Origin of the sequence: Pectobacterium quasiaquaticum (genome assembly GCF_014946775.2) — a bacterium.
GTDB classification, from domain to species: domain Bacteria; phylum Pseudomonadota; class Gammaproteobacteria; order Enterobacterales; family Enterobacteriaceae; genus Pectobacterium; species Pectobacterium aquaticum.
The window spans coordinates 3,084,904-3,111,309 of the sequence record NZ_CP065177.1; the positions used below are offsets into that span (position 1 = coordinate 3,084,904).

19 protein-coding genes, 6 tRNA genes and 3 pseudogenes are annotated in these 26,406 nt (G+C 49.9%); 22 read left to right on the plus strand and 6 right to left on the minus strand.

Annotated features, from left to right (window positions below; genetic code table 11):
* Positions 1 to 78: 78 nt before the first annotated feature.
* The 3 genes and pseudogenes from kdpD to IG609_RS14135 form a co-directional block, all read left to right on the plus strand.
* On the plus strand, positions 79 to 2,841 hold the full coding sequence (gene kdpD / locus IG609_RS14125) for a two-component system sensor histidine kinase KdpD (protein WP_193398809.1): 2,763 nt from the start codon (positions 79 to 81) through the stop codon (positions 2,839 to 2,841).
* 5 nt (positions 2,842 to 2,846) lie between these two features.
* Positions 2,847 to 3,527 carry a two-component system response regulator KdpE gene (gene kdpE, locus IG609_RS14130; protein WP_102116673.1) on the plus strand — a complete coding sequence of 227 codons (681 nt, stop codon included), beginning with the start codon at positions 2,847 to 2,849 and terminating at the stop codon, positions 3,525 to 3,527.
* A gap of 129 nt (positions 3,528 to 3,656) precedes the next feature.
* A pseudogene (locus IG609_RS14135) lies at positions 3,657 to 3,794 on the plus strand (EamA family transporter); the annotation flags it as partial.
* A 63-nt stretch (positions 3,795 to 3,857) separates the two neighbouring features.
* Here the strand turns inward: IG609_RS14135 and pgm are convergent.
* Positions 3,858 to 5,501, minus strand: coding sequence for a phosphoglucomutase (alpha-D-glucose-1,6-bisphosphate-dependent) (gene pgm / locus IG609_RS14140; RefSeq protein WP_039319251.1), 1,644 nt, complete (start codon positions 5,499 to 5,501; stop codon positions 3,858 to 3,860).
* A gap of 47 nt (positions 5,502 to 5,548) precedes the next feature.
* Complete coding sequence (gene seqA / locus IG609_RS14145) at positions 5,549 to 6,088, minus strand: replication initiation negative regulator SeqA (protein ID WP_193400123.1); 540 nt, start codon at positions 6,086 to 6,088, stop codon at positions 5,549 to 5,551.
* A gap of 271 nt (positions 6,089 to 6,359) precedes the next feature.
* On the opposite strand from seqA, the gene ybfF reads away from it, so the two are divergent.
* Complete coding sequence (ybfF, locus tag IG609_RS14150; protein WP_193400121.1) at positions 6,360 to 7,127, plus strand: esterase; 768 nt, start codon at positions 6,360 to 6,362, stop codon at positions 7,125 to 7,127.
* Positions 7,128 to 7,417: 290 nt separating this feature from the next.
* Complete coding sequence (ybfE, locus tag IG609_RS14155; protein WP_010285457.1) at positions 7,418 to 7,699, plus strand: LexA regulated protein; 282 nt, start codon at positions 7,418 to 7,420, stop codon at positions 7,697 to 7,699.
* Between the two features lie 132 nt (positions 7,700 to 7,831).
* On the opposite strand, the gene IG609_RS14160 is transcribed toward ybfE, so the two are convergent.
* Positions 7,832 to 9,499, minus strand: coding sequence for a methyl-accepting chemotaxis protein (locus IG609_RS14160; protein WP_193398807.1), 1,668 nt, complete (start codon positions 9,497 to 9,499; stop codon positions 7,832 to 7,834).
* Between the two features lie 876 nt (positions 9,500 to 10,375).
* On the opposite strand from IG609_RS14160, the gene fldA reads away from it, so the two are divergent.
* Together fldA and fur are read left to right on the plus strand one after the other, a co-directional pair.
* Entirely contained in the window at positions 10,376 to 10,903 is a 528-nt protein-coding gene (gene fldA / locus IG609_RS14165) for a flavodoxin FldA (protein WP_102116677.1), read from the plus strand.
* Positions 10,904 to 11,232: 329 nt separating this feature from the next.
* On the plus strand, positions 11,233 to 11,682 hold the full coding sequence (gene fur / locus IG609_RS14170) for a ferric iron uptake transcriptional regulator (protein WP_039356497.1): 450 nt from the start codon (positions 11,233 to 11,235) through the stop codon (positions 11,680 to 11,682).
* 62 nt (positions 11,683 to 11,744) lie between these two features.
* Here fur and glnS read toward each other — a convergent pair whose 3' ends face one another.
* On the minus strand, positions 11,745 to 13,403 hold the full coding sequence (gene glnS / locus IG609_RS14175) for a glutamine--tRNA ligase (protein ID WP_193398806.1): 1,659 nt from the start codon (positions 13,401 to 13,403) through the stop codon (positions 11,745 to 11,747).
* Between the two features lie 188 nt (positions 13,404 to 13,591).
* Positions 13,592 to 15,088 (minus strand): N-acetylglucosamine-specific PTS transporter subunit IIBC, encoded by a 1,497-nt coding sequence (nagE, locus tag IG609_RS14180; protein ID WP_193398805.1) that lies wholly within the window; start codon positions 15,086 to 15,088, stop codon positions 13,592 to 13,594.
* Between the two features lie 357 nt (positions 15,089 to 15,445).
* Between nagE and nagB the strand changes: the two genes are divergently transcribed.
* The 15 genes and pseudogenes from nagB (at position 15,446) to IG609_RS14255 (ending at position 25,082) form a co-directional block, all read left to right on the plus strand.
* Positions 15,446 to 16,246, plus strand: coding sequence for a glucosamine-6-phosphate deaminase (gene nagB / locus IG609_RS14185; protein ID WP_193398804.1), 801 nt, complete (start codon positions 15,446 to 15,448; stop codon positions 16,244 to 16,246).
* Positions 16,247 to 16,264: 18 nt separating this feature from the next.
* Entirely contained in the window at positions 16,265 to 17,410 is a 1,146-nt protein-coding gene (gene nagA / locus IG609_RS14190; protein ID WP_193398854.1) for an N-acetylglucosamine-6-phosphate deacetylase, read from the plus strand.
* Between the two features lie 97 nt (positions 17,411 to 17,507).
* Entirely contained in the window at positions 17,508 to 18,731 is a 1,224-nt protein-coding gene (nagC, locus tag IG609_RS14195; RefSeq protein WP_116164322.1) for a DNA-binding transcriptional regulator NagC, read from the plus strand.
* Positions 18,732 to 18,934: 203 nt separating this feature from the next.
* Positions 18,935 to 20,599 (plus strand): asparagine synthase B, encoded by a 1,665-nt coding sequence (asnB, locus tag IG609_RS14200; protein WP_193398803.1) that lies wholly within the window; start codon positions 18,935 to 18,937, stop codon positions 20,597 to 20,599.
* Positions 20,600 to 20,942: 343 nt separating this feature from the next.
* A tRNA-Met gene (locus IG609_RS14205) sits at positions 20,943 to 21,019 on the plus strand.
* Between the two features lie 8 nt (positions 21,020 to 21,027).
* Positions 21,028 to 21,112: transfer RNA gene (locus IG609_RS14210), tRNA-Leu, on the plus strand.
* 56 nt (positions 21,113 to 21,168) lie between these two features.
* Positions 21,169 to 21,243 (plus strand) — tRNA-Gln (locus IG609_RS14215).
* Between the two features lie 35 nt (positions 21,244 to 21,278).
* A tRNA-Gln gene (locus tag IG609_RS14220) sits at positions 21,279 to 21,353 on the plus strand.
* Between the two features lie 53 nt (positions 21,354 to 21,406).
* Positions 21,407 to 21,483, plus strand: a tRNA-Met gene (locus IG609_RS14225).
* A 6-nt stretch (positions 21,484 to 21,489) separates the two neighbouring features.
* Positions 21,490 to 21,564 (plus strand) — tRNA-Gln (locus tag IG609_RS14230).
* 527 nt (positions 21,565 to 22,091) lie between these two features.
* Positions 22,092 to 22,241: pseudogene (locus IG609_RS14235) on the plus strand (S24/S26 family peptidase); the annotation flags it as partial.
* Positions 22,242 to 22,272: 31 nt separating this feature from the next.
* Positions 22,273 to 23,223 carry a CDK-activating kinase assembly factor MAT1 gene (locus IG609_RS14240; protein ID WP_226374140.1) on the plus strand — a complete coding sequence of 317 codons (951 nt, stop codon included), beginning with the start codon at positions 22,273 to 22,275 and terminating at the stop codon, positions 23,221 to 23,223.
* Between the two features lie 83 nt (positions 23,224 to 23,306).
* The gene (locus tag IG609_RS14245) at positions 23,307 to 24,146 is read left to right on the plus strand and encodes a hypothetical protein (RefSeq protein WP_193400118.1); all 840 of its coding nucleotides are present in this window, start codon (positions 23,307 to 23,309) and stop codon (positions 24,144 to 24,146) included.
* Between the two features lie 105 nt (positions 24,147 to 24,251).
* Positions 24,252 to 24,386: pseudogene (locus IG609_RS14250) on the plus strand (site-specific integrase); the annotation flags it as partial.
* 96 nt (positions 24,387 to 24,482) lie between these two features.
* Entirely contained in the window at positions 24,483 to 25,082 is a 600-nt protein-coding gene (locus IG609_RS14255; protein WP_193400116.1) for a hypothetical protein, read from the plus strand.
* A 22-nt stretch (positions 25,083 to 25,104) separates the two neighbouring features.
* Here the strand turns inward: IG609_RS14255 and ubiF are convergent, their stop codons facing one another.
* On the minus strand, positions 25,105 to 26,271 hold the full coding sequence (gene ubiF / locus IG609_RS14260) for a 3-demethoxyubiquinol 3-hydroxylase (RefSeq protein WP_193400114.1): 1,167 nt from the start codon (positions 26,269 to 26,271) through the stop codon (positions 25,105 to 25,107).
* Positions 26,272 to 26,406 lie beyond the last annotated feature (135 nt).

Below are 26,406 nucleotides of genomic sequence, written 5' to 3' on the forward strand. Positions count from 1 at the left end.
TTATACGGGGAGCCAAACTCCCCGCCGTCTTTGCTGCGGCCTGACGACTGTTCAGGCCGCGCTAATAAGGGATAGAACATGATTGACGGTGAAGATCGTCGCCCGGATCCCGATAGCCTGCTGGCTCAGGTCGGTGCGCCACCGCGCGGCAAGCTGAAGATCTTTTTTGGTGCCTGCGCGGGCGTTGGGAAAACCTATGCCATGTTGCAGGAAGCCCAGCGGCTACGGGCGCAGGGATTAGATATTCTTGTCGGCGTGGTCGAAACCCACGGCCGCAGCGAAACCGCCGCGCTGCTGGAGGGTTTACCGCTGCTGCCGCTCAGGCATTTTCGCCATCATGGTCGCCATATGGTTGAATTCGATCTGGATGCGGCACTGGCGCGCTGTCCGGCTCTGATTCTGATCGACGAACTGGCGCACAGTAATGTAAACGGCTCTCGCCACCCAAAACGCTGGCAAGACGTGCAGGAACTGCTCGATGCGGGTATTGATGTCTTTACCACGGTGAATGTTCAGCATCTGGAAAGCCTGAACGATGTGGTCGGCGGCGTCACGGGAATTCGCGTGCGGGAAACCGTACCAGACCCGATTTTCGATCAGGCCAGCGAAGTGATTTTGGTAGACCTGCCGCCGGACGATCTGCGGCAGCGCCTGAATGAGGGCAAAGTGTATCTGCCGCTTCAGGCTGAGCGCGCCATAGAGAACTTTTTCCGTAAAGGCAATTTGATCGCCCTGCGTGAGCTGGCGCTGCGGCGCATGGCGGATCGGGTTGACGATCAAATGCGCGCGATGCGTGCCGGAAAAGGGCGTGAGCAGGTGTGGCATACGCGCGATGCTATTCTGTTATGCATCGGCCACGGCACGGGCAATGAAAAGCTAGTACGTACGGCCGCGCGGCTGGCGGCACGTTTGGGCAGCGCCTGGCACGCCGTTTACGTCGAAACGCCGCGTCTGCATCGTTTGCCCGAACCGCAGCGGCGCGCCATCTTGCGGGCACTCAAGCTGGCACAGGATTTAGGGGCAGAAACCGTTACGCTGTCCGAACCCGACGAAGAGCTTGCCGTCCTGCGCTATGCGCGTGAACATAATCTCGGCAAAATCGTCATTGGTCGCCATGTGGAGCAGCGCTTCGGCTGGTGGTGGCGCACCCGCTTTGCCGAACGGCTCGGTAGGCTGGGGCCGGACCTCGATCTGGTCGTGGTCGCCGTGCAAGATGACGTGCCAGCCACGCCGATAAAAACACCGGATACCCGCGGATTGGTAGAGAAATGGCGTATGCAGCTGTTTGGCTGTGGGCTCGCCACGCTGCTGTGTGCCTTCATCACCCTGCTCGCCTCGTGGTCGCCATTTGCCATGCTGGAGCCGGTCAATCTGGTGATGATTTATCTGCTAGCCGTGGTGATCGTCGCGCACGTCTTTGGCCGCTGGCCGTCGGTGTTCGCCGCTATCATCAACGTCGCCAGTTTCGACCTCTTCTTTGTTCTGCCGCACGGCACGTTTGCCGTGTCGGATGCGCAATATCTGGTCACGTTTGCCGTGATGCTTAGCGTCGGCTTGCTGGTCGGTAATCTGACCGCTGGCGTACGCTATCAGGCCAGAGTCGCCCGCTATCGCGAGCAGCGCGTCCGCCATCTGTATGAGATGTCCAAGGCGCTAAACCGCAGCCTGTCCAGCACCGATATTGTCGAAGCCAGCCAGCATTTTCTCAGCACGACGTTTCAGGCCAGGATCGCGATTCTGCTCGCCGACAGCCTTCATCATACGTCGCCCAAACTTGCGCAGCCTACACGGGACAGCCAGCAGTTGATTGTCGATCATGCTGTCGCCCGCTGGAGCTTCGATCATCGCGCGCCTGCCGGAGCGGGAACATCCACCCTGCCCGGCGTGTCGTATCAGATCCTGCCGCTCGCCACCACACAGCAAATCTTCGGCGTGTTGGCAATCGAGCCGAATAACGCTCGGCAGTTGATGATCCCCGAGCAGCAGCGCCTGCTGGAAACCTTTACCGTGCTGATTGCTAATGCGCTGGAACGTCTGCACCTGATGCAAAGTACGGAAAATGCCCGGCTGGATGCCGAGCGTGAGCAGTTGCGTAACTCGCTGCTTGCTGCACTTTCCCACGATCTCCGCACACCGCTGACTGTGCTTTTTGGTCAGGCCGAGATTCTGACGTTGAATCTGGCAAGCGTAGGGTCACCTTATGCTCAGCAAGCCAACCAGATTCGCCAGCACATTTTAAACACCACGCGGCTGGTGAATAATCTTCTCGATATGGCGCGTATTCAGTCGGACGGCTTTAACCTGCGCAAAGAGTGGCAAACGCCGGAGGAGCTTATCGGCAGTGCCCTACAACAGTTGGAAAGCGCACTGGCGAAAAACACCATTCAGGTTAATCTACCTGATGAGATGGTTCTGGTTTATTGTGATGCAGGGCTGGTCGAACGCGTATTCATTAACCTGCTGGAGAATGCGCTGAAGTACGCTGGCGAACAGGCCAGCATCGTGATTTCAGCAAGCATTATTTCAGCAAATTGGGTTCCAGAGAGTACTGCCTCACAGCCCGATACGCAGGAAAGCGCGCTGGAAATTATCGTGCAGGACAATGGCCTGGGGATTGAACACGGTCAGGAAAGCATGATTTTTGATAAATTTTCCCGCGGTCACAAAGAGTCATCGATTCCCGGCGTGGGACTGGGGCTGGCGATTTGCCGAGCGATTGTGGAAATTCACGGTGGTCGTATCTGGGCAACAAATGCAGAAAACGGCGGCGCGGCTTTCCATTTCACCCTACCGCTATCGGCACCGCCGGATCTCGAACCAGAAGATATTGAGGAGCACTAAATCCATTGCAGGCCACTATTCTGATCGTTGAAGATGAAAAAGAGATCCGTCGTTTCGTTCGTCAAGCGCTGGAAAGCGAAGGCTGCCGCGTGTTTGACGCAGAAACGATGCAGCGCGGTTTGCTGGAAGCGGCTACACGTAAACCCGATCTGATTATTCTCGATTTGGGCCTGCCGGACGGCAATGGTATCGACTACATCCGCGATTTACGTCAGTGGAGCAGCCTGCCCGTGATTGTGTTGTCTGCCCGCACCGACGAGCAGGATAAAATCGATGCGCTGGATGCCGGTGCCGATGATTACCTGACAAAACCATTCGGCATCGGCGAACTGCTGGCACGGCTGCGCGTCGCACTGCGTCGCCACAGCAATATGCAGCAGGAAACGCCGCTGGTGAGCTTCAGTAATATTACTGTCGATTTACTTAATCGACAGGTGAATCGCGGCGGTCAGGAACTGCACCTGACACCTATCGAGTTTCGCCTGCTAGCAACACTGCTCGCCAGCCCCGGCAAAGTGCTGACGCAACGCCAGCTCCTGACGCAGGTTTGGGGGCCGAACGCCGTCGAGCATAGCCACTATTTGCGCATTTATATGGGGCACCTGCGCCAGAAGTTGGAAAGCGATCCCGCAAGACCGCGCCATCTTTTGACTGAAACCGCTATCGGCTATCGTTTTATGCCGTAAAATCCTCCTCCTGTATCGGGCAACGTCCGTGGAGAACCGCTTCCGCAGTACACGCCTGTCTTTTCTTCAGAAATATGCCGCCATAAGTAGTTGGTTAATTTACGCTTTGCTGTCTGCCGTGTGCACCGCAAGGTTATTCTGATCGATAATCTCAGCGTAATCTTCTCTGTCGTGCTGGCAGTCATGCTGGGAGAAAAAATTTCGCTGGTGGCGGGAGCTGGCGTGGCGCTGATTTCCGTCGGAGCGCTACTTGTCGCGTTGGGATAAAGACATTCTGCATTTTCTGTCCGTACACGATTAAAAAAGGCGCTACAAGCAGCGCCTTTTCACTTATTTAGCCGTTGCGAGTACCGCACTGACAATTTCTACCGCTTCTTTCTCGATTCGCTCACGGTGTTCCGCCCCGAGGAAACTTTCACAGTAGATCTTGTAGGCTTCTTCCGTACCGGAAGGACGCGCAGCAAACCAGCCGTTCTCAGTCATCACTTTCAGGCCACCAATCGATGCCCCGTTGCCCGGCGCAGCGGTCAGGCGTGCAGTAATCGGATCGCCAGCCAGCGTGCTGGCTGATACTTGCTCAGGCGACAGCTTAGACAGCACCGCTTTTTGCGCATGCGTCGCGGAAGCCTGAATACGGTTGTAGCTCGGGGCGCCAAAGCGCTGTGCCAGCTCATCATAGTGCTGCTGCGGGTTTTTGCCCGTCACGGCCGTAATTTCCGCCGCCAGCAGACACAGAATGATGCCGTCTTTGTCCGTCGACCACGGCGTGCCATCGAAACGCAGGAAAGACGCCCCCGCGCTCTCTTCACCACCGAAGCCAAAGCTGCCGTCATACAAACCATCAACGAACCATTTGAAGCCAACCGGCACTTCTACCAGCTTACGACCCAAATCTGCCACTACGCGGTCGATCATCGCACTGGATACCAGCGTTTTACCGACAGCAACAGACTGTCCCCACTGTGGACGATGCTGGAACAGATAGTTGATCGCTACCGCCAGATAGTGGTTCGGGTTCATCAGCCCGGAAGGCGTGACAATACCGTGGCGGTCATAGTCAGGATCGTTGGCAAACGCCAGATCAAATTTGTCACGCAGCGCCAACAACCCAGCCATCGCGAATTCTGACGAGCAATCCATACGGATCACACCGTCATGATCCAGCGACATAAAGCGGAATGTCTGATCGACGGCATCGTTCACCAGCGTCAGATCCAGCTTGTAGTGCTCTGCGATACGCTGCCAGTAGGCAATGCCGGAACCGCCCAGCGGGTCGACGCCCAGCTTCAGACCGGCACGTTGGATCGCCGCCATGTCCACCACGCTAGCCAACCCTTCGACATAGGCCTGGACCAGATCCTGTTCATGGACGTGTCCGCTGTTCAATGCCTGATCCAGCGTAATCCGCTTCACGTCACGCAGTTCATCCGCCAGCAACGCGTTCGCACGCGTCTCAATCACACTGGTAAGGTTGGTATCCGCAGGGCCACCGTTCGGCGGATTATACTTGATCCCACCATCTTCCGGCGGATTGTGGGACGGCGTAATCACAATGCCATCAGCCAGCGCACCGCCCTGACGATTGTGAACCAGAATCGCGTTAGACACCGCAGGCGTTGGGGTAAAGCCATTATCCAACTGCACGATCACATCCACGCCGTTGGCAGCCAACACTTCCAGCACGGAGATAAACGCCGGCTCGGAGAGCGCGTGAGTATCTTTACCAACATAGCACGGGCCGCTGATGCCTTGCTTTTTACGTTCTTCTGCAATCGCCTGCGCAATTGCCAGAATGTGCGGTTCGTTAAAGCTATGACGCCCCGCGCTACCGCGATGGCCAGACGTACCGAATTTCACCGCGTGCGCTGTGTTGCCAACTTCTGGGCGCAGCACATAATATTGTGACGTTAACTGTGCCACATTAATCAAATCGCTCTGCTGGGCAGGCTGTCCGGCCCTTGGGTGATTAGCCATTGGCGCTTCTCCCTAACGCTGTGGTTAGATAAGTGGTTAATAGATAGTTAGATGGTTCCGCACACTTTTTCTGTCAGTTCCGCGGGGAACTGCATTGCCAGCATGATGTGCTCAACCATGCTGCGTTTACGACCGGTATTCGTGTTGGTGATCACCCAGTATGGCGTGCCTGGGATATGTTTGGGCTTGGTGTGTGTGCCATGCTGAAGCAAGGTTTGCTGGTCGCCCGCGAAATAGACTCGGGTGCGGCCATGAAGAGATTCTGTCGCGGCAGCAAATTCCTGCGGCGACAGGGTATACAGCGTGGACAGAACCAGCATAAAGCGATTGATGGCTTTATTCTGTTCAGCGTATTCATCCGACAGCAGCAGCTCACGCAGGGTTCGTACCCGATCGCGCGGGCTCTGCGCAGCCGCAGGCTGAGACGTTGTCGTCGTTGCGGCAGCCGCTACCGCAGGCGTTGTGACAGGCTGCCCAGCAGTAAATTTCAGCATGCGCCGTAAAATATCTGATGCGCTCTCACCAATATGCTGTGTGTGGCTGGCAATATAACGATAAAGCTCTTCGTCGACTTCAATAGTTTTCATCTTTATCCAGTGCTGTTTTTACCCATTACCATGCAAATTACAGAGACGTTCCCCTTCTGTAACCCGACATTGATGGGTAGATGACTCAAATCAAAAGGATTATACAGGCGTTCAAACATTATCGAACAGCGACATAATGGGACAATACCAAAAGTCAGACTATGCCCCAATGCCTTTCATTCTTTCGAGTGGCTATACGGTTCCTTCAGCGACAACATTCATTCTAAAGTCATGATACCCTAAGCCCATGTCTCTCTGAATGAACTTCACCATGAAATTGAATCATCGTAGGCTTTATGCGCACCAGCCCACAGATAAACTTCCTGTCATCCTGATTCATGGCCTGTTTGGTACATTAGATAACCTTGGCGTATTGGGCCGGGATTTGCAAAACACGCATGACATTCTGCAAATCGATTTACGTAATCACGGTTTGTCGCCGCGTTCATCGCAGATGAATTACCCCGCGATGGCGCAGGATGTGCTGGCATTACTGGATGAACTGAACATCGAACGCGCTATCGTTATTGGGCATTCAATGGGCGGAAAAGTCGCCATGGCGCTCAGCGCGCTCATTCCCGAACGGCTAGATAAGCTGGTCGCCATTGATATCGCACCGGTGGATTATCAGGTACGCCGCCACGACACTATCTTTGCCGCGCTACGCGCCGTGACGGAAGCGGGCGTGACATCACGCGCAGAAGCGACAACACTCATGCGCCAGCACATAAAAGAAGACGGCGTGATTCAGTTTTTGCTGAAATCCTTCCAACAGGGAGAGTGGCGTTTTAACGTGACAGTGCTGTGGGATGAGTACGAAAACATCGTTGGCTGGCAAGAGGTTCCAGCTTGGCAAGGAGCAATTCTGTTCATTCGCGGCGGCGATTCTCCCTATCTGGACGATTCCTACCGCGATTCGCTATTGCGTCAATTCCCGGCAGCGCGTGCGCATGTGATCAGCGGTGCTGGACACTGGGTTCATTCAGAAAAACCCGATGCGGTTTTGCGCACTATCCACCGTTTTCTGGACACGAATTAACCAGACGACACTGACACTGGCGGATTCATGATAACGGCGGCAGTTATCCGTTGTCGCCGCCAGTGCGGCTAGGGTATGATGGCGCCCGCAGTAGAGGGACGGCTGATTCAGCCACAAGCATTGTAACCACTTCATCAAAATGCACGCATAATTTCCCGATATGTTTCACAGATAGAAAACCACCACCTGACAACCCTATATCAGGATGAGAATAGGCATCGGTTTTATCTTTTGAACAAGACGGACAGCGCCGTGTGTTTTGGTCCGAATACCTTGCAGTATCATTACTTATGGCAAAAGAACAAACGGATCGCACCACACTGGATCTGTTCGCAGACGAGCGTCGTCCGGGCCGCCCCAAGACCAACCCGCTCACGCGTGACGAACAACTAAGAATCAACAAGCGTAATCAACTACGTCGCGATAAAGTTCGTGGGTTGCGCCGTGTTGAATTAAAAATTAACAGCGACGCCGTCGATATCCTGAACAGCCTTGCTGAAGAGCGGAACATTAGCCGCAGTGAATTGATTGAAGAGATGCTGCTGGCACAGTTGGCCGAGCAGCAATCCTGATTGACGTAATCTGATATTTATATAACGTTGTATTTAAATAACTTAAGTATTCACCTCTTGTGCGGCGCCATTCCTGACGCCGCCTGAACATTCACCCAAGATTACACACGCTATCTCAGATTAAAACGACGCTTAGAATTTTTCCCAGTTGTCGTTACTGGGCGGTAGTGCCTTACCTGTACGCGGGGCAATCACTGGCGTTTTCTGCACAGGTTTTGCCGTCATTTGCAGTCCTGACTGCGTATCAGACAGTTGGAACAGCGATACAGTCTGGTTCAACAGCGCCGCCTGCTCTTCCAGCGACAAGGCTGCTGACGAGGCCTGTTCAACCAACGCGGCGTTTTGCTGCGTTACGCTGTCCATTTCCGCCACCGCCTGACCAACCTGTGCTATCCCTTTGCTTTGTTCTTCCGATGCCGACGCAATTTCACCCATGATATCCGTCACGTTGGTTACCGCACGGACGATATTCTGCATGGTGTCACCCGCGTCGCTAACCAGATTAGAACCAGTATCCACACAGCGAACAGACTCAGAAATCAGTCCTTCAATCTCTTTCGCCGCCTGCGCACTACGCTGCGCCAGACTGCGTACTTCGCCCGCCACCACGGCAAACCCGCGACCTTGTTCACCTGCACGCGCCGCTTCTACTGCCGCGTTCAGCGCCAGAATGTTGGTCTGGAACGCGATGCCGTTAATCACGGTGGTGATCTCTGCGATTTTTCTCGAGCTGCCGGAGATTTCCGCCATGGTTTTCACCACGTTCTCAACGATTTCACCGCCCTTCTTCGCCGTTGTCGAAGCTTGCAATGCCAGTTGGCTGGCATGGTTGGCATTTTCGGCGTTCTGTTTCACCGTTGCTGTCAGTTGCTCCATGCTCGCCGCGGTTTCTTCCAGCGCGGAAGCCTGCTCTTCGGTACGTGAAGACAGATCGTTGTTGCCTGCGGCAATCTCAGAAGCGCCCTGATAGATGGAATCCGTGCTGTTTCTGATCGTGCTAACCGTGCTGGCCAAACTCCCCTGCATTTCACGCAGCAATGGGAACAAGCGACCGACACAGTTATTACCAAAGTCCAGAATCGGTTTACCCAAATGACCAGAAGCAATCGCGCTAAAGTGATAACGCAGATCGTTCAATGGACGAACCAGACACATCACCAGATAGCGGTCGGTCAGGAATAGCATAATCAGACCGATAACCAATCCACTCAGTAAAATGTTCTGCCCAATCGTGGTGATTTGTTCAAAACGAACACCCGCTGCATCAAATTTCTCTGCGCTGGCGTTACTGAATGCGGAGAGAGAGACGCCAAACTGACGGCTCAATGGCGGCACAACATTCTTGGCCTGATTTTGGTAGTCATCCAGCGCGTTGGAAGCGGCCTTCTGGTAAAGCGGTTCAACCCCCTGAGTCACGAGGTTATTCCAGTCACGGCTGACGGCCTGTACTAGCGCAGCATCCAGATCCGCATGGTCGATAGCATTAAACGCCACCAAATCAGATTTCAGTTTATCCAGCGCGACAAGTGCTGAAGCCTGCTCTTTATCTGCGGTGGCATTATCACCGCTGCGACGAGCGTCAACCGCACGCGCCAGACGGGTTACCATACGGAAATATTGATCGTTGCCCTGGTTGATAAAATTCATATTCTGAACCAACAAAGTGCTGGTTTTTGAGGTCGCCGTCATCTCTTTAAAAGAGAACATGGTATATATCGATACGCCCCCCCAAAGAACACAAAAAATGCCCAGCACCCATAGCATCGCGGTTCTGATGGCAATATTTTTTATAAGTTTCATCGTTCACTCCAAATCAGGAAAATGGTTAAAAAGATTTTTATCGCTAATCAACCGATATGAATCAGAAAATTCATAACATGAAACAAGTCACTTCTCCCTAGCGTTCACATTTCACCGAGTTGAAAACTCAAAAACCACGCTAATTCATCGGCTAAATACAGAGAATATTTAGCGTTCTCGCTACATTTATTAATATAAATTTTCATACTGAAAATAAACCCACCTATTTTTATAGATATAAGCTATCTAATCATAGGCTTGCGAGATAATTCACCGCACGCATCCTGCGGGCGTTAGCATGGACATGTTATTAGGCGACAGGGCAGTTTGAATGCAATTTCACTTTATTCTTTAACATCAAAAGAATACCTCCCTTATAGACTTGCATTACTTCAGTTGCAAATGGTTATAATTCTTATTCCCATTCATTGGGAATATTCCCGAGAAATGTGCCAGATTTTCAATTCTATAAAAACATTATCTTTTGTACGCATTTTATTCCCCACGAATAGTCATGTTCAATTCCATAGTTTTATAATCCACAAACAGAAGCCTGCTTTTAATTACAACCGAAACAAACCATAAAATAAAAAGTACATTCATAAAAAATGAAACGCCGTTATAAATAAACAACCATAAATTTATTAAGGGAATGTACACATAATCTCAGACGACAACATGATCCCTATTCATTATAGGAAATTTTGCATCAGTCGCGATGTTTTCGTTTTCTGACTTACCTCGCATTTCACACACTCTTGATTTACGCATCCTTACCGATACGAGTTTCTCCCGATGTGAGTGTCTGTTATTATTAACAGATAAGTGGGTGAAACATTACACCATACCATTAGGAATCAAGAGGTTATTCAATTCATGGCACTCATCGGAATATTCTTTGGCAGTGATACTGGCAACACTGAAAACATCGCCAAAACGATTCAACAGCAGTTAGGAACCAACGTCGCTGATGTTCATGACATCGCCAAAAGCAGCAAAGAAGACCTCGAAGGTTTCGATATTCTGCTGCTGGGTATTCCAACCTGGTATTACGGTGAAGCTCAGTGCGATTGGGATGACTTCTTCCCGTCGCTGGAAGAAGTGGATTTCACAGGAAAATTGGTTGCCCTGTTTGGCTGCGGCGATCAGGAAGACTATGCAGAATACTTCTGTGATGCCATGGGCACCATCCGTGACATTATTGAGCCTCGCGGTGCGACAATTATCGGCCACTGGCCAACAGACGGCTATTACTTTGAAGCCTCTAAAGGACTCGCTGACGACAATCACTTCATCGGCTTGGCTATCGATGAAGACCGTCAGCCTGAACTGACCAGCGAACGCGTAACGACGTGGGTGAAACAGATCAGCGATGAGTTGAACCTGGAAGAACTGGTGGGTTAAGCCATTTCGGCTCTGATAATCCCGATCAGAGCCGAAACAGAATTGATAGATAAAACCTTTGATAATAATTGATACATTTTTTTAACTTCTATCAGTAAACCTGTACAATAATCCCATCGGCTTTGTATGTGCATCAACATTTCCTCATTCATCAACAACGGATTGCGTTGTATACCAATAGTGTGAATGGGGACAATATTGTTAACATTCGCTTGTTTTCATTTTGTATGCGCGGTTCTATAATTGAGACGCTTTTGCATTTTTTGCGCCGACCGATGTCATAGGCTAGGCAGCCTCCATTGATAAGTAAGCAACAGGATTAAACCCGCATGACTGACAACAATACCGCATTAAAGAAGGCCGGCCTAAAAGTCACTCTTCCAAGACTGAAAATACTGGAAGTGTTACAGGACCCTGTCTGCCATCACGTCAGTGCGGAAGATTTATATAAAAAACTGATTGATATGGGCGAAGAGATTGGTCTTGCTACCGTCTATCGCGTGCTCAACCAGTTTGATGATGCGGGTATCGTAACCCGTCATAACTTCGAAGGTGGCAAATCCGTCTTTGAATTGACGCAGCAGCATCATCACGATCACTTAATTTGCCTCGACTGTGGCAAAGTCATTGAATTCCGAGATGAATCTATCGAAGCACGTCAGCGCGAGATCGCAGAAAGACACGGCATCAAACTGTCCAACCACAGTCTGTATCTTTATGGGCATTGCAGTGAAGGGGATTGCCGAGAGGATGAAACCCTGCACGATTCAACACGATAAATCGACCGCATAAAAAATAAAACCGCCGAGGCGGTTTTATTTTTGTCTTCTTACCGCTGGCCTTAGCCTACCCAGGTATCACGTAGCCCAACCGTACGGTTAAACACCAGATGTTCTGCACTGGAGTAAACGCGGTCAGCACAGAAATAACCTTCACGCTCAAACTGATACGCTTTCTCAGCTTCTGCCTGCGCCAGGCTTGCTTCTACAAAACCTTGCGTAATTTTCAGTGAATCTGGATTAATCGTCGACAGGAAGTCTTCCGCCGCGCCCGGGTTTGCCACACTGAACAGGCGATCGTACAAGCGGAATTCAGCGGGTACCGCGTGTGCCGCAGAAACCCAGTGGATAACGCCTTTCACTTTACGACCATCAGCCGGATCTTTGCTCAACGTTTCCGCATCATAGCTACAGTAGATCGTGGTGATAGTGCCCTGCTCGTCTTTTTCAATGCGCTCTGCTTTGATCACATAAGCGTTACGCAGACGCACTTCTTTACCCAGCACCAGACGCTTGTACTGCTTGTTGGCTTCTTCACGGAAGTCAGCACGATCGATGTAAACTTCGCGACTGAATGCGACCTGACGTGAACCCATTTCTGGCTTGTTCGGATGGTTTGGCATCGCGACAAACTCTTCGTGCTCGGCTGACAGATTCTCGACAACGACTTTGACCGGATCCAGCACCGCCATGGCGCGCGGAGCGTTCTCATTCAGATCATCGCGGATACAGGACTCAAGCGCGGCCATTTCCACGTTGTTATCCTGTTTCGTTACGCCGATGCGCGCACAGAATTCACGGATAGAGGCTGCGCTGTAACCACGACGACGCAGACCAGAGATGGTCGGCATACGCGGATCGTCCCATCCTTCAACGACGTTTTCCACCACCAGTTGATTCAGCTTACGCTTGGACATAATCGCGTATTCGAGATTGAGGCGGGAGAACTCGTACTGACGTGGATGGCAAGGAATGGTGATGTTATCCAGCACCCAGTCATACAGACGGCGGTTGTCCTGGAATTCCAGCGTACACAGCGAATGCGTGATCCCTTCCAGCGCATCGGAAATGCAGTGGGTGAAGTCATACATCGGGTAGATGCACCACTTGTTGCCCGTCTGATGATGATCGGCAAATTTAATGCGATACAACACCGGATCGCGCATCACGATAAAGGACGATGCCATATCGATTTTTGCACGCAGACAGGCTGTACCTTCCGCAAAACCACCGTTACGCATTTTTTCAAACAGCGTCAGGTTTTCCTGCACGGTGCGATCGCGATAAGGGCTGTTTTTGCCTGGAGCCGTCAACGTACCACGGTATTCGCGAATCTGCTCAGGCGTCAGTTCATCAACGTAAGCCAGCCCTTTACCGATCAGCTCAACCGCATAAGCGTGCAGTTGATCGAAATAATCAGAAGAATAGCGAACGTCGCCGCTCCATGAAAAACCCAGCCACTCGACGTCACGTTTGATCGACTCAACGTATTCGATGTCTTCTTTTACCGGATTGGTATCGTCAAAACGCAGGTTGCATTGCCCCTGATAGTCACGCGCGATACCAAAATTCAGGCAAATAGACTTTGCATGCCCAATATGCAGATAGCCGTTCGGCTCTGGCGGGAAACGCGTCTGAATATGGTCATGCTTACCGGACGCCAGATCTTCATCAATAATCTGACGGATAAAGTTGGTTGGGCGGGCTTCAGCCTCACTCATTCTTCATTCCTCAATGCTAAAACGACGTATAACCGACAATGATCCAACAAGCTACGCTGGGAAACAACCGTTAGTTTCATTTAATTATTCATAACGAAAAAAAAGGGCGAGATTGCTATCTCGCCCTATCCATTTCATCGGTATAACACCGCGTTAAACGATCAACATCGTCGTATTACACCTTGTCATTATATCTTGTCATACTCTGCTTTCAGCGCGGTCGCTATCGATTCAGCCTGCGTACCTACCACAATCTGTACGCTCTGCTTATTCAGACGAATAACGCCCGCCGCACCAAGACGTTTTGCCTGTGCATCATCAACCAGAGAAGAATCAGCCACGTTCAAACGCAGACGTGTGATACAGGCATCAATGCCCGTCAGATTGGCTTTTCCGCCAAGCGCCTGCAAATAGCCCCGCGCCAGCGTCGCCGTATCACTTGATTTCGCGCCCGCAGACGCCGTGCTCACGTCATAGCCATCGGCTTCACTACCGCTCACAGCCAGCTCACGCCCTGGCGTTAACAGATTGAAGCGAGTGATGGTAAAGCGGAACACCACATAGTAAATGGCGAAGAATACCAGCCCCTGAGCAAGCAGCATGTACCACTGGGTGGCCAGCGGGTTACGTGAGGACAGCACCATATCGACCAGACCCGCACTGAAACCAAAGCCGGCAATCCAATGCATGCTGGCCGCGATAAAAACAGAAAAACCGGTCAGCAGCGCATGCAGGAAATACAGCACCGGCGCAACAAACATGAAGGAGAATTCCAGCGGCTCGGTGATCCCGGTAAAGAAGGAGGCAAATGCCGCCGCCAACATAATCCCAGCCACTTTGCTTTTGTTTTCAGGGCGTGCGCAGTGATAAATCGCCAGCGCGGCACCCGGCAAACCGAACATCATAATCGGGAAGAAGCCTGCCTGATAACGTCCGGTGATCCCCACGACGGCTTTACCAGAATCGATAGACTGTTGGCCGGCCAGGAAGTTAGGAATATCGTTGATACCCGCGACATCAAACCAGAACACGGAATTCAGCGCATGGTGCAATCCAACAGGAATCAACAAGCGGTTAAAGAAGGCATAAACCCCAGCGCCGACCGACCCCATCTGTTGAATGTGTTCACCGAACGACACCAGCGCATTGTAAATCACCGGCCAGACGTACATTAAAATGAACGCCACCAGAATCATCAGGAAGGAAACCAGAATCGGAACCAAACGGCGTCCGCTGAAGAACGACAGCGCCTTGGGTAACTCAACCTGACTAAAACGGTTATACATCTCGGCGGACATGACACCGACCAGAATCCCGATGAACTGGTTTTCAATCTTGCCAAATGCGGCGGGTACCTGTTCAACAGGGATCCGTTGGATCATGGCAACAACGGCCGGTGAACACAGCGTGGTCAGCACCAGATAGCCGACAAAACCGGTCAATGCCGCCGCACCATCTTTATCTTTCGACATACCGTACGCGACACCGACAGCAAACAGCACGGCCATATGCCCGATAATCGCCTCACCCGATTTGATGAGGAGTGCCGCCAACGCGTTCTCGCTTCCCCAACCAACCGGATCAATCCAGTAACCTATCCCCATCAGGATAGCGGCAGCAGGCAGCGTCGCGACAGGCACCATCAATGCCCGACCGACTTTTTGTAAATAGCTCAGAGTACTCACTTTTCCCTCTCTTACCTTTGCGAGGTAATGAAATGTTGTGGGGCAAACAAACCTGCCAATAAACTTCACTGCCGAAGAACGTCGCTGTCGAAAACGTCATTGTCGAGAAAACATGGCAGCAGTAGTTCTCAGGGGAGTGTAAGAAAAATAATTCGCTACACAAATTAAACCCCGTAATTATGTGATAAAAATCACCAAAAAACTGCATACAAAAAGTTTATACCTGAATAAAGCCCCAACTTATTTCAAGATTAAAAAAAACGGAGTAGACTAATTTTAATGCATAGACAAAACGCGCAACTGGCGCGATTTGCGCAATAACGTATTTAATTCCACTAAAAAATCAGGAGAGCGCCGATGAGACTCATTCCTTTAACCACCGCCGCCGACGTCGGAAAATGGGCCGCCCGCCACATCGTTGAGAAAATTAACGCGTTCAAGCCCAGCGCAGAGCGCCCTTTTATTCTGGGATTGCCGACGGGCAGTTCACCGTTGGAGGCCTACAAATCACTGGTCGCCATGCACAAAGCCGGTCTGGTGAGCTTCAAACACGTTGTCACCTTCAATATGGATGAGTATGTCGGCCTGCCGACTGACCATCCAGAAAGCTATCATACCTTCATGCATCAGAATTTCTTCAATCACGTTGATATTCTGCGTGAAAACATTAACCTGTTGAACGGCAACGCAGAAGACACCACAGCAGAATGTCGCCGTTATGAAGAGAAAATAAAGTCCTACGGGAAAATTCATCTTTTCATGGGCGGCGTGGGCAATGATGGACATATCGCCTTCAATGAACCCGCCTCCTCTCTGGCCTCCCGCACCCGCATCAAAACGTTGACAGAAGAAACCCGTATCGCCAATTCCCGTTTCTTCGGCGGGGACGTCAGTCTGGTGCCTAAATTTGCCCTGACCGTGGGCGTCGGTACGCTGCTGGATGCCGAGGAAGTGATGATTCTGGTGACCGGTCGTAACAAGGCGCAGGCGCTACAGGCTGCGGTAGAAGGCAATGTTAACCATATGTGGACTATCAGCTGTCTGCAACTTCACGCCAAAGCCATCATGGTTTGTGACGAGCCTTCAACAATGGAGCTGAAGGTAAAAACTGTTAAATATTTCCGTGAGTTAGAAACGGAAAGCATGAAAAATCTCTAACCGATGCGGGAGTCGATGATGTACGCATTAACCCATAGCCGGATCTTCACCGGCCATCAGATTCTGGATAATCACGCCGTCGTGATTGCCGATGGGCTGATCGAGCGAGTCTGCCCACTTGCCGAGCTTCCTGCCGGTATTGAACAACACGACCTGAGCGGTGCGTTCCTCGCCCCGGGTTTTATCGATCTCCAGTTGAACGGCTGCGGCGGCGTGCAGTTCAACGACTCGCTGGACACGATCTCTGTCAAGACGCTGGAGATCATGCAGCAGGCGAACGAGCGTTCAGGTTGTACCAGTTTTTTACCTACGCTGATTACCTCCAGCGATGCATTTATGAAGCACAGCATTAATGTGATGAGAGACTGGCTGGCGCAGAATAAGCATCAGGCGCTTGGGCTTCATCTCGAAGGTCCGTGGCTGAATGTACTCAAGAAAGGCACGCATGACCCTGCCTTTATTCGCAAACCAACGCAGGAGCTCGTCGACTTCCTGTGCGCCAACGCAGATGCCATTACGAAAATCACGCTGGCACCGGAAGAAGTCGAACCGTCGGTTATCCGTCAGCTAACAGCGGCGGGCATCATCGTCTCTGCCGGGCATTCCAACGCCACCTGGGAACAGGCAAAGCTGGGTTTTGCCGCTGGTATTCGTTTCGCTACCCACCTGTTCAACGCCATGCCGTATCTGACCGGCCGCGAACCCGGATTGGTCGGCGCGATTTACGACGCCCCGGAAGTCTATTGCGGTATTATCGCGGATGGACGACACGTTGACTGGGCTAATATTCGCAACAGTAAACGTATCAAGGGCGATAAGCTGGTGCTGGTGACCGACGCCACGGCACCGGCCGGTGCGGATATTGACCAGTTCATTTTTGCTGGTAAAACCATATACTACCGGGATGGTATTTGTGTCGATGAACACGGCACTCTGAGCGGTTCGGCACTGACCATGATCGAAGCCGTACGTAATAGCGTCGAACATGCGAGCATCGCGCTGGATGAAGCAATTCGGATGGCAACACTCTATCCTGCTCGCGCCATCGGCGTGGATAAGCAGTTAGGCAGTATTGAAAGCGGTAAAGTGGCCAACCTGACCGTCTTTGACCGTGACTATCACATTCTCAAGACGTTTGTTAACGGTAATCCTGTTTGGGGATAAAACGAGAAACGCCTTGGGGTAAAGCGGAAATACCTAGGGGTAAACTGAGATAAGGTTTACCCCTACGTTGAGTTAAACCTAAGCGAGTAACTTCTTAATGACCACAGGCGGACAAGCGCAGATAGGGAATGTCGATCTGGTTAAACAATTAAACAGTGCGGTGGTTTACCGCCTGATTGACCAGCAGGGTCCGATCTCACGAATTCAGATAGCAGAACAGAGCCAGCTTGCCCCCGCCAGCGTGACCAAAATCACCCGCCAGCTTCTGGAACGTGGGCTCATCAAAGAAGTCGATCAACAGGCCTCCACCGGTGGCAGACGCGCCATTTCGATTATCACCGAAAACCGCCCTTTCCATACCATAGCGGTACGCCTTGGTCGCTATGACGTCACTATTGCGCTGTACGATTTGCAGGGAAAAGCGCTGGAAGAAGCGCACTACGATCTGCAAGAAAAAACGCAGGAGTCGCTAGAAGCCGCACTCTTTCACGTTATCAGCGGCTTTATCGCCAGCCATCAACGCCGTATTCGCGAGCTCATTGCGATCTCGGTTGTTCTGCCGGGGCTGGTTGATCCCGTTGCGGGCATCGTCCGCTATATGCCACACATCAGCGTGAATAACTGGCAACTGGTCGAAAATCTGCAACGTCACTTCAACGTCACCAGCTTTGTCGGTCACGATATCCGCAGCCTGGCGCTGGCAGAACACTATTTCGGTGCCACCCACGATTCACTGGATTCCATCCTGGTACGCGTCCATCGCGGCACAGGCGCGGGTATTCTCGTCAACGGGCAAATTTTTCTCGGCAGTAACGGCAACGTGGGCGAGATCGGCCATATTCAGATCGATCCACTTGGCGATCGCTGCCACTGCGGCAATTTCGGCTGTCTGGAAACCGTCGTCGCCAACGCCGCCATTGAACAACGCGTACAACACCTGCTGGGTCAGGGCTACCCCAGCAAGCTTTCTACCGATAGCTGTACGATTTCTGCAATTTGCAAAGCGGCAAACCGCGGTGATGCCCTCGCCCGTGAAGTTATCGAACAGGCCGGACTCAATCTGGGCAAAGCACTGTCCATCGCGATCAATCTGTTCAATCCTCAGAAAGTCGTGATTGCTGGTGAAATCACCGAAGCAGAAAAAACGCTGCTTCCTGCGATCCAACGCTGCATCAACGCGCAGGTGCTGAAAGAATTTCGTCACAACCTGCCGATTGAGGTCTCCAGCCTCAACCACCTTTCCGCTATCAGCGCGTTCGCGTTGGTCAAACGGGCGATGCTAAACGGTGTGTTGCTACAGCAATTGCTCGAAAACGCCTGATTCCCTTTCTAGCCGGATTATGTAATCACTAAAAATCCGGCCTTTCCCTTCTATGAATTTGACGAATCAACACCAAAAAACCGAATAAATTAACGAAACGCCATGCTTATGGCTTTTTTCATTAAATAATATTGAATTCCTATGGCACTTTGATGCTAAATCAATGGCACTGAGTTCGAATCTGTCATTACTGGGAGTCATGTATGTGTTCTATTTTTGGTGTGCTTGATCTGAAAAGCGATCCTGTTGAACTGCGTAAGAAAGCGCTGGAATTATCCCGTTTGATGCGTCACCGCGGGCCAGACTGGTCCGGCGTTTATGCCAGCGACAAAGCGATTCTGGCTCACGAACGTCTATCTATTGTTGACGTCAACACGGGCGCACAGCCTCTTTACAACGCCGAGCGCACCCACATTCTGGCCGTTAACGGTGAAATTTATAACCATCAGGCATTGCGTCAGCAATACGGTGACCGTTACGCGTTCCAGACTGGCTCTGACTGCGAAGTGATTCTGGCGCTGTATCAGGAAAAAGGCGCGGCATTCCTGGATGAATTGCGCGGTATGTTCGCCTTTGCCCTGTATGACAGCGAAAAAGACGCCTACTTGATTGGCCGTGATCACCTCGGCATCATCCCGTTGTATATGGGTTACGATGAGCACGGCAACCTCTACGTCGCTTCTGAAATGAAAGCGCTGGTGCCGGTTTGCCGCACCATCAAAGAATTCCCGGCTGGCAGCTACCTATGGAGTAAAGACGGCGAAATTCGCGAGTATTACCAGCGTGACTGGTTTGATTACGACGCAGTAAAAGACAACGAAACGGATAAAGAAGCGCTGCGCGATGCGCTGGAAGAAGCCGTGAAAAGCCACTTGATGTCTGACGTACCCTACGGCGTGTTGCTCTCTGGCGGCCTAGATTCCTCCGTTATTTCTGCGATCACCAAAAAATATGCGGCACGTCGCGTTGAAGATGACGCGCGCAGTGAAGCCTGGTGGCCTCAGTTGCACTCTTTCGCCGTCGGTTTGGAAGGTGCGCCAGATTTGAAAGCTGCACAGGAAGTCGCTAACCACTTGGGCACCGTGCACCACGAAATTCACTTCACCGTGCAGGAAGGGCTGGATGCAATTCGCGACGTGATTTATCACATCGAAACCTATGACGTCACCACGATCCGCGCCTCAACGCCGATGTACCTGATGTCCCGTAAAATCAAAGCGATGGGCATCAAGATGGTGCTGTCAGGCGAAGGGTCTGACGAAGTGTTCGGCGGCTACCTCTATTTCCATAAAGCGCCAAATGCCAAAGAATTGCATGAAGAAACCGTGCGTAAGCTGCTGGCACTGCACCAGTACGACTGCGCCCGCGCGAACAAAGCGATGTCAGCCTGGGGTGTGGAAGCTCGCGTACCGTTCCTGGACAAAAACTTCCTCGATGTCGCTATGCGCATCAACCCACGCGACAAAATGTGTGGCAACGGCAAGATGGAAAAACACATCCTGCGCGAGTGCTTTGAATCCTATCTGCCGCACAGCGTTGCATGGCGTCAGAAAGAGCAGTTCTCTGACGGCGTAGGCTACAGCTGGATCGACACGCTGAAAGAAGTAGCGGCTCAGCAGGTGACCGATCAGCAGTTGGAGACAGCACGCTTCCGCTTCCCGTACAACACGCCAGGCTCCAAAGAAGCGTATCTGTACCGTGAAATCTTCGAAGAGCTGTTCCCGGTTCCAAGCGCAGCAGAATGCGTACCGGGTGGCCCGTCAGTCGCCTGTTCGTCAGCTAAAGCGATTGAGTGGGATGAATCTTTCAAGAAACTGGATGATCCCTCAGGCCGTGCGGTTGGCGTACACCAGTCCGCCTACAAATAATTCGATTTAATTTTTTCAGTCAACGGGCCATATACCCTAAATAATTCGAGTTGCAGGAAGGCGGCGAGAGAAGGAATCCCGATGAGCTTACTCAAGTAAGTGATTCGGGTGACTGAACGTAGCCAACGCACATGCAGCTTGAAGTATGACGAGTATCATGGCCCGTTTTTGTATGCTTAATTGACTGGGAATGCGTGCTTTTTGGCGTTTTTCTCACCATACTGTTCACAACCCAAACAAACGGTACATTGAGGGCACTTTTCGGGAAAAAACTAGTTGACGCAATTAGGCCAACTACGCATAATGCGCCCCGCAACGCCGATGAAGGTGACGCGGAAAAGATGGCTACGTAGCTCAGCTGGTTAGAGCACAGCACTCATAATGCTGGGGTCACAGGTTCGATTCCCGTCGTAGCCACCATATTTTTTGCGGGAGTGGCGAAATTGGTAGACGCACCAGATTTAGGTTCTGGCGCCGCAAGGTGTGCGAGTTCAAGTCTCGCCTCCCGCACCATATCATCTTGTCGGTCTGACATCGCTTTTCGAAGCCTGTTAGTGTTTTGTAGTGATTGGGGTATCGCCAAGCGGTAAGGCACCGGTTTTTGATACCGGCATTCCCTGGTTCGAATCCAGGTACCCCAGCCATTTCAAAACATATGCTGAAAAATTCGTTGTCCTGTTGGGGTATCGCCAAGCGGTAAGGCACTGGTTTTTGATACCAGCATTCCCTGGTTCGAATCCAGGTACCCCAGCCATCTACTTGATAGTAGAAGATTTGTTGAAGTGAAGTAACATTAGCAGTACATTTGGCTACGTAGCTCAGCTGGTTAGAGCACAGCACTCATAATGCTGGGGTCACAGGTTCGATTCCCGTCGTAGCCACCATATTTTTGGGGTATCGCCAAGCGGTAAGGCACCGGATTCTGATTCCGGCATTCCGAGGTTCGAATCCTCGTACCCCAGCCAAATAAAGCTGGTAAAACAGCAAAGAAACGGGGCGACAATCGAAAGATGTCGCCCCGTTTTCTTATGCGCGTGGCGGCAAAAACTTTAACGTTCATCCTACGGTTACTCCCCCTCTCTATTCTAAATACTAAGATCCCCCTTCAATAGACGAAAACAACATTCCACTCTTCTACTTAACCCCAATCATTTCCCAACAACTCGTCAGAAAGCCATAGCGCCACGCAAGATAAATTCCTAAGCCTGATCATATCTCACGATATGAAGCCCTTGAGGGCGTTTCACGCCAAGTGAAGAATCCCCTATATCCAACGTATGTCAAAATCCCACCTGGAAGTGATTCGGGAGGACTCCCCGTTCTTGTCATGATCGTAGTTCACCGATACGCCTATTTTTCATACGACGACCAAAAGAATTTAAATTGTAATATTCAGAAACATGGGGCATCATTTGCAACCAAGCACGTTTTAAAGCATATGTTCTACGAAGCTGAAGTTCTGACTAACGTGATTGTTGTACCCGTTCAGCCTAAGTTTGATGAAGTGACAGACGGCAAGTGGTTGGTTGAGATTGAGGGCAAAACCAGCGTCCACGATCTGACGCACATTCCTGTAGGCAAAGTGCAAGTTAGCGGCGTTGGTATGGCGTTCGATTGTGGGGTTGGTGTTTATCAAAAATAACAACCAACAATTTTAAATAAGGAATAGTTTAATGGCTGAAATATTAATGGCTGATGAATTAAGAAGTAGAGTTGATGAATTATTAGAAAATGGCATGTTAGATCTTAACATGCATAAAACCCTCAATTCTTTAATTAACGTGCGTGAATTCAATTCAGTTAAAAAGATAACAGATGATATAATAAGTAATAAAAAAAATAATGAAACAAATGAAAAAGACATGTTTGTTAAATATAAAAAAAACATGAAAGAAATTTCATTAATCAATGAGAGATTAATATCACTCTCAGAAGAAAACGCAACGCTCAAAGAACATCAAAAAATTTATAATCATGATTTAGAAAGAATTTCAATCATATTAAAAGAAAAAGAAAATAAAATAAAAACACTGAATGAAGAAAACAAAGAATTAAAAGAAAAAACACAGCAATCTAGGATCGATAAAAACATCTCTGGTTATGTAGATTCAGTAAAGGACAAACTTAATGCGGATGATAGTTTTTTTATAAAAATGTCACATCTTTGGTCTGGGTGCGGAGCAGTATTTTGCATGGGAGCAATTTCAGCAGCATTTTGTACTTTCATAGAAGGCATTGATACCCTTTTAAAAAACGATGAATTAAATTCAATAAGTCTATTTTATTTATTTACTCGTGGATTGTTAGGGATAGGATTACTTTCATGGCTTTCCTATGTATGCTTCAGTAATTCAAGACGATACACTCACGAGTCAATTAGGAGAAAAGATCGCCAGCATGCTTTGATGTTTGGGCAAATTTTCCTACAGATTTTTGGTGGTACCGCCTCAAAAGAAGATGCGATCCATGTATTTAAAGACTGGAATATGTCCGGTGATACCGCATTTTCTGGAAAAACAGAACAACCGCCATCAGTTTATGGATTATTAACTCAGATAAGAAACATGCTAACCAAAAAATCTGATAACGTTGGCGAAAGCACTAAAAAAGAAGATGATAACTGATAAAAAAGGAAAGATTTTATTCCATTCATTCATTTAGTTAGTCATCAGATAAAAATTTAATATTATACTTGTGGGGATTTTAAATGAATGCTAAAAGTAACACAGTAAAATCGGAAGAAAAAGAACCGCAAACACAGCCAGAAAAGAAAAAAACATGCTTTGTGATTATGCCTATTGCAGATGTAGCAGGCTATGACACCGGTCATTTTACAAGAGTTTATAAGCACCTTATAACACCAGCATGTGAGGCTGCAGGATTCAAACCCGTCAGATCTGATGATGTAAGCAGTTCTCATATGATTGTTGTAGACATTTTACAAAAAATTGTAGAATCCGATATTGCTATATGCGACCTAAGTGGGAGAAATCCAAATGTTCTATATGAGCTAGGTTTACGACAAGCATTCAATAAAAAAACCGTTCTCATCAAAGACAATAAAACAGATAATATATTCGATGTGCAAGGGTTTCGTTATTCTCCATATGATCAAGCTCTAAGGATAGATAACGTAAACAATGAGATCTCTAAAATATCCAATGCATTAAAAGAAACGTTTGACGCAACCAATGATATAAACTCAATAGTTCAACTATTGCAAATTGAACCAGCTGAAATAAAGGGAAAGACTCAATTAACTGAAGGTGATACATTTTTATTAAACTCAATAAATGAATTGAAATCTATGCTTGAAGAAAACAAAACAAAATCACCAAGCGGGAATTATAAAAAGATAGACGTTACCATAGGAAAATCAAATCTAATTGTGAATGAGTATTATGATTTAAATGATGTGTTTTTTGGAATATACTTAGGATTATCACGAGACAATCTATTTGTTTACTTTAAAGATATGGATGATGTCGTTTTCAAAATCCCAATCACATCTAATTTAATAAGAGACTTAACGAGTTTAACATTTTAGAAATTCTGAAATAGAAATCATTCTTTTTTAACCTGAAGTAACTCAAACATTGGCTGCTGTTTTTTATCCAGTAAAAATACAGCCCTCAGTTAACAGGGGGGCTGTATGGCAGTTCGTAAGCAAACATCAGGAAAATGGCTGTGTGAGTGCTACCCACACGGACGCGAAGGCAAGCAGGTGTGTAAGCAGTTTTCCACCAAAGGGGAAGCCGTCGCCTTTGGACGATCCACAATGGATCAATCAAAAGATGTCGCCCCGTTTTGTTATGTCTGGTATTAACATAGTCTGGTGCTAACATATGCAAACCAATCATTCGATTTTCCCAAAAGGGCGGGCATGAAGGTTTTATCGACATCCTCTGTTATTCATGGTTTCAGCCAATTGCGGCGATCCGTGATGCGTGCACAGTTAAGCAAACTGTTACTCAGCGTGGCGTTGCCATTTTGTTTCATCGCGTCGACTTATGCCGCCAATGTCACTTCTTTTAAGATGTCATCGCAAACGTTCGCTGACCGGATGAATGCCAATCTGACGAAACTCAATATCCCTCTCGCATTGACCATTAAGTTGGAAAAGGGAAGTTCCGTCGATGACTTTCAGCACATTTTTAACGAGCATGTTGGATTAATTGGGTCGGTAGAGAGTAAAAGCCAACAGCTTAATGGAATCTTGCTACTCAACGCCGCGTCAGAATCCGCAGAAGCAACAAGACAGAATCTGCAAATCGTTACAGCCGCATTTTCTGCGCTATTGGGTGAGAACACGTCATCAGGTGAAAATAGTATCGAAAGCCCTGAAGTGACCGAGATGATGTTCGGCCTGCTTCATGATAGTCAGGCCTCAGGTAAAGGCGTTCGGCAGATAGGACATGTTCGCTTTACAGCAACGACTAATGAGGACACCGATATTATCTTCACCGCCGAGCCCGTGCTGTAGCGGGCGGCGTCCTCATTATTCATCAGACGCCAATGGCATATTTCAATGCGCGCTGTTTTAACACGCCAGCGCGCTGTGCAACCATCAGCGCCATATTGCGCGCAAAGCTCAGCGGCGGTAACGCATTACTGAACGCGTTATAGAAGAGGTCCATCCCGCTTTGCATCATCAGATTATCCGGCATACGGCGGCACTGATAGCGGCGTAACACGCGCTCAGAAGCCCATCCTTCTCCTGCATTACGCGCATTAATTAACTCGTCCAGCAGCGCCTCAACGTCGCGATACCCCAGATTAACCCCCTGCCCTGCCAACGGATTGATAGTATGCGCGGCATCACCCAACAGCACCAAGCCTGGCTTGATATAGGTTTGTGCATGGCGTCTGACCAGCGGGAATGACCCAGCGGAGAGCGCCTTAACCGTGCCCAATCGCTCAGGAAACGCAGCCGCAATTTCTTTATCCAATTGTGTAAGCGGCATCGCCTGAAGCTGATGAATACGCTGCGGACTGTCGTACCACACCAGCGATCCCCACTGGTCAAACAGCGGCAAAAATGCACGCGGGCCGCTTGGCGTAAACTGTTGCCAGGTCACATCCTGCTGGGGCTGCGAGGTCTCAACGCCGATCAACATACAAGACTGACGGTACTGCCAGCCGTTGATACCAATCCCCGCCCACTGGCGAACCTGAGAATTCGCGCCATCGGCTCCAATCACCAGCGAAGCCATCAGTTGCTGCCCATCGGCAAGCTGTAAGCACCAGCCATCATCGGTGCGTTGCAGGTTCTGCGGCGTAGCTGGGCAATAGCATTGGCAGCGTTCCTCTTCCTGCAAACTTTCCCAGAGCGCCCGTTGCAGCACGCGGTTTTCCACCATAAAACCCAGCTCGGGCAGGTGAATGTCGGCAGCATCGAAAACGACTCTAGCATTCGCCCATTCCCAGGTTTCCAACCGACGGTAAGGCGCGCTGCGCATCTGCTGCACTCGCTGCCATGCGCCCAGTTCTTTCAATAGCGCAACCGACGCATAGCCAATCGCCGAGATCCGTAAATCAGGCGGACTGGCGGCATCAAACGGCGTCGGCATTTCCTGCTCAACCACGGCAACCTGAAATCCTTGCTGTGCCAACCCAAGCGCCGCGGCCGCGCCGACCATACCACCGCCAACCACAATCGCATCGTAATGCATATTGGCTTTATCCTCTCTGGTTCTGATTTATTCACACCAGTAAAAATGCATGAAAATAGTGTACTGGATTTACGGGTAATTTTTCAGAAAAGCCGCATTTTTATAGAAAGTAAGGCGTTATCAAATCAGCGTGGT

What these genes read in the sequence shown, in the direction of transcription:
- kdpD (WP_193398809.1), top strand. Translation starts at nt 79, where the DNA reads ATGATTGACGGTGAAGATCGTCGCCCGGATCCCGATAGCCTGCTGGCT.
- pgm (WP_039319251.1), bottom strand. Translation starts at nt 5,501, where the DNA reads ATGGCTAATCACCCAAGGGCCGGACAGCCTGCCCAGCAGAGCGATTTG.
- seqA (WP_193400123.1), bottom strand. Translation starts at nt 6,088, where the DNA reads ATGAAAACTATTGAAGTCGACGAAGAGCTTTATCGTTATATTGCCAGC.
- ybfF (WP_193400121.1), top strand. Translation starts at nt 6,360, where the DNA reads ATGAAATTGAATCATCGTAGGCTTTATGCGCACCAGCCCACAGATAAA.
- ybfE (WP_010285457.1), top strand. Translation starts at nt 7,418, where the DNA reads ATGGCAAAAGAACAAACGGATCGCACCACACTGGATCTGTTCGCAGAC.
- IG609_RS14160 (WP_193398807.1), bottom strand. Translation starts at nt 9,499, where the DNA reads ATGAAACTTATAAAAAATATTGCCATCAGAACCGCGATGCTATGGGTG.
- fldA (WP_102116677.1), top strand. Translation starts at nt 10,376, where the DNA reads ATGGCACTCATCGGAATATTCTTTGGCAGTGATACTGGCAACACTGAA.
- fur (WP_039356497.1), top strand. Translation starts at nt 11,233, where the DNA reads ATGACTGACAACAATACCGCATTAAAGAAGGCCGGCCTAAAAGTCACT.
- glnS (WP_193398806.1), bottom strand. Translation starts at nt 13,403, where the DNA reads ATGAGTGAGGCTGAAGCCCGCCCAACCAACTTTATCCGTCAGATTATT.
- nagB (WP_193398804.1), top strand. Translation starts at nt 15,446, where the DNA reads ATGAGACTCATTCCTTTAACCACCGCCGCCGACGTCGGAAAATGGGCC.
- nagA (WP_193398854.1), top strand. Translation starts at nt 16,265, where the DNA reads ATGTACGCATTAACCCATAGCCGGATCTTCACCGGCCATCAGATTCTG.
- nagC (WP_116164322.1), top strand. Translation starts at nt 17,508, where the DNA reads ATGACCACAGGCGGACAAGCGCAGATAGGGAATGTCGATCTGGTTAAA.
- asnB (WP_193398803.1), top strand. Translation starts at nt 18,935, where the DNA reads ATGTGTTCTATTTTTGGTGTGCTTGATCTGAAAAGCGATCCTGTTGAA.
- IG609_RS14240 (WP_226374140.1), top strand. Translation starts at nt 22,273, where the DNA reads ATGGCTGAAATATTAATGGCTGATGAATTAAGAAGTAGAGTTGATGAA.
- IG609_RS14245 (WP_193400118.1), top strand. Translation starts at nt 23,307, where the DNA reads ATGAATGCTAAAAGTAACACAGTAAAATCGGAAGAAAAAGAACCGCAA.
- IG609_RS14255 (WP_193400116.1), top strand. Translation starts at nt 24,483, where the DNA reads ATGAAGGTTTTATCGACATCCTCTGTTATTCATGGTTTCAGCCAATTG.
- ubiF (WP_193400114.1), bottom strand. Translation starts at nt 26,271, where the DNA reads ATGCATTACGATGCGATTGTGGTTGGCGGTGGTATGGTCGGCGCGGCC.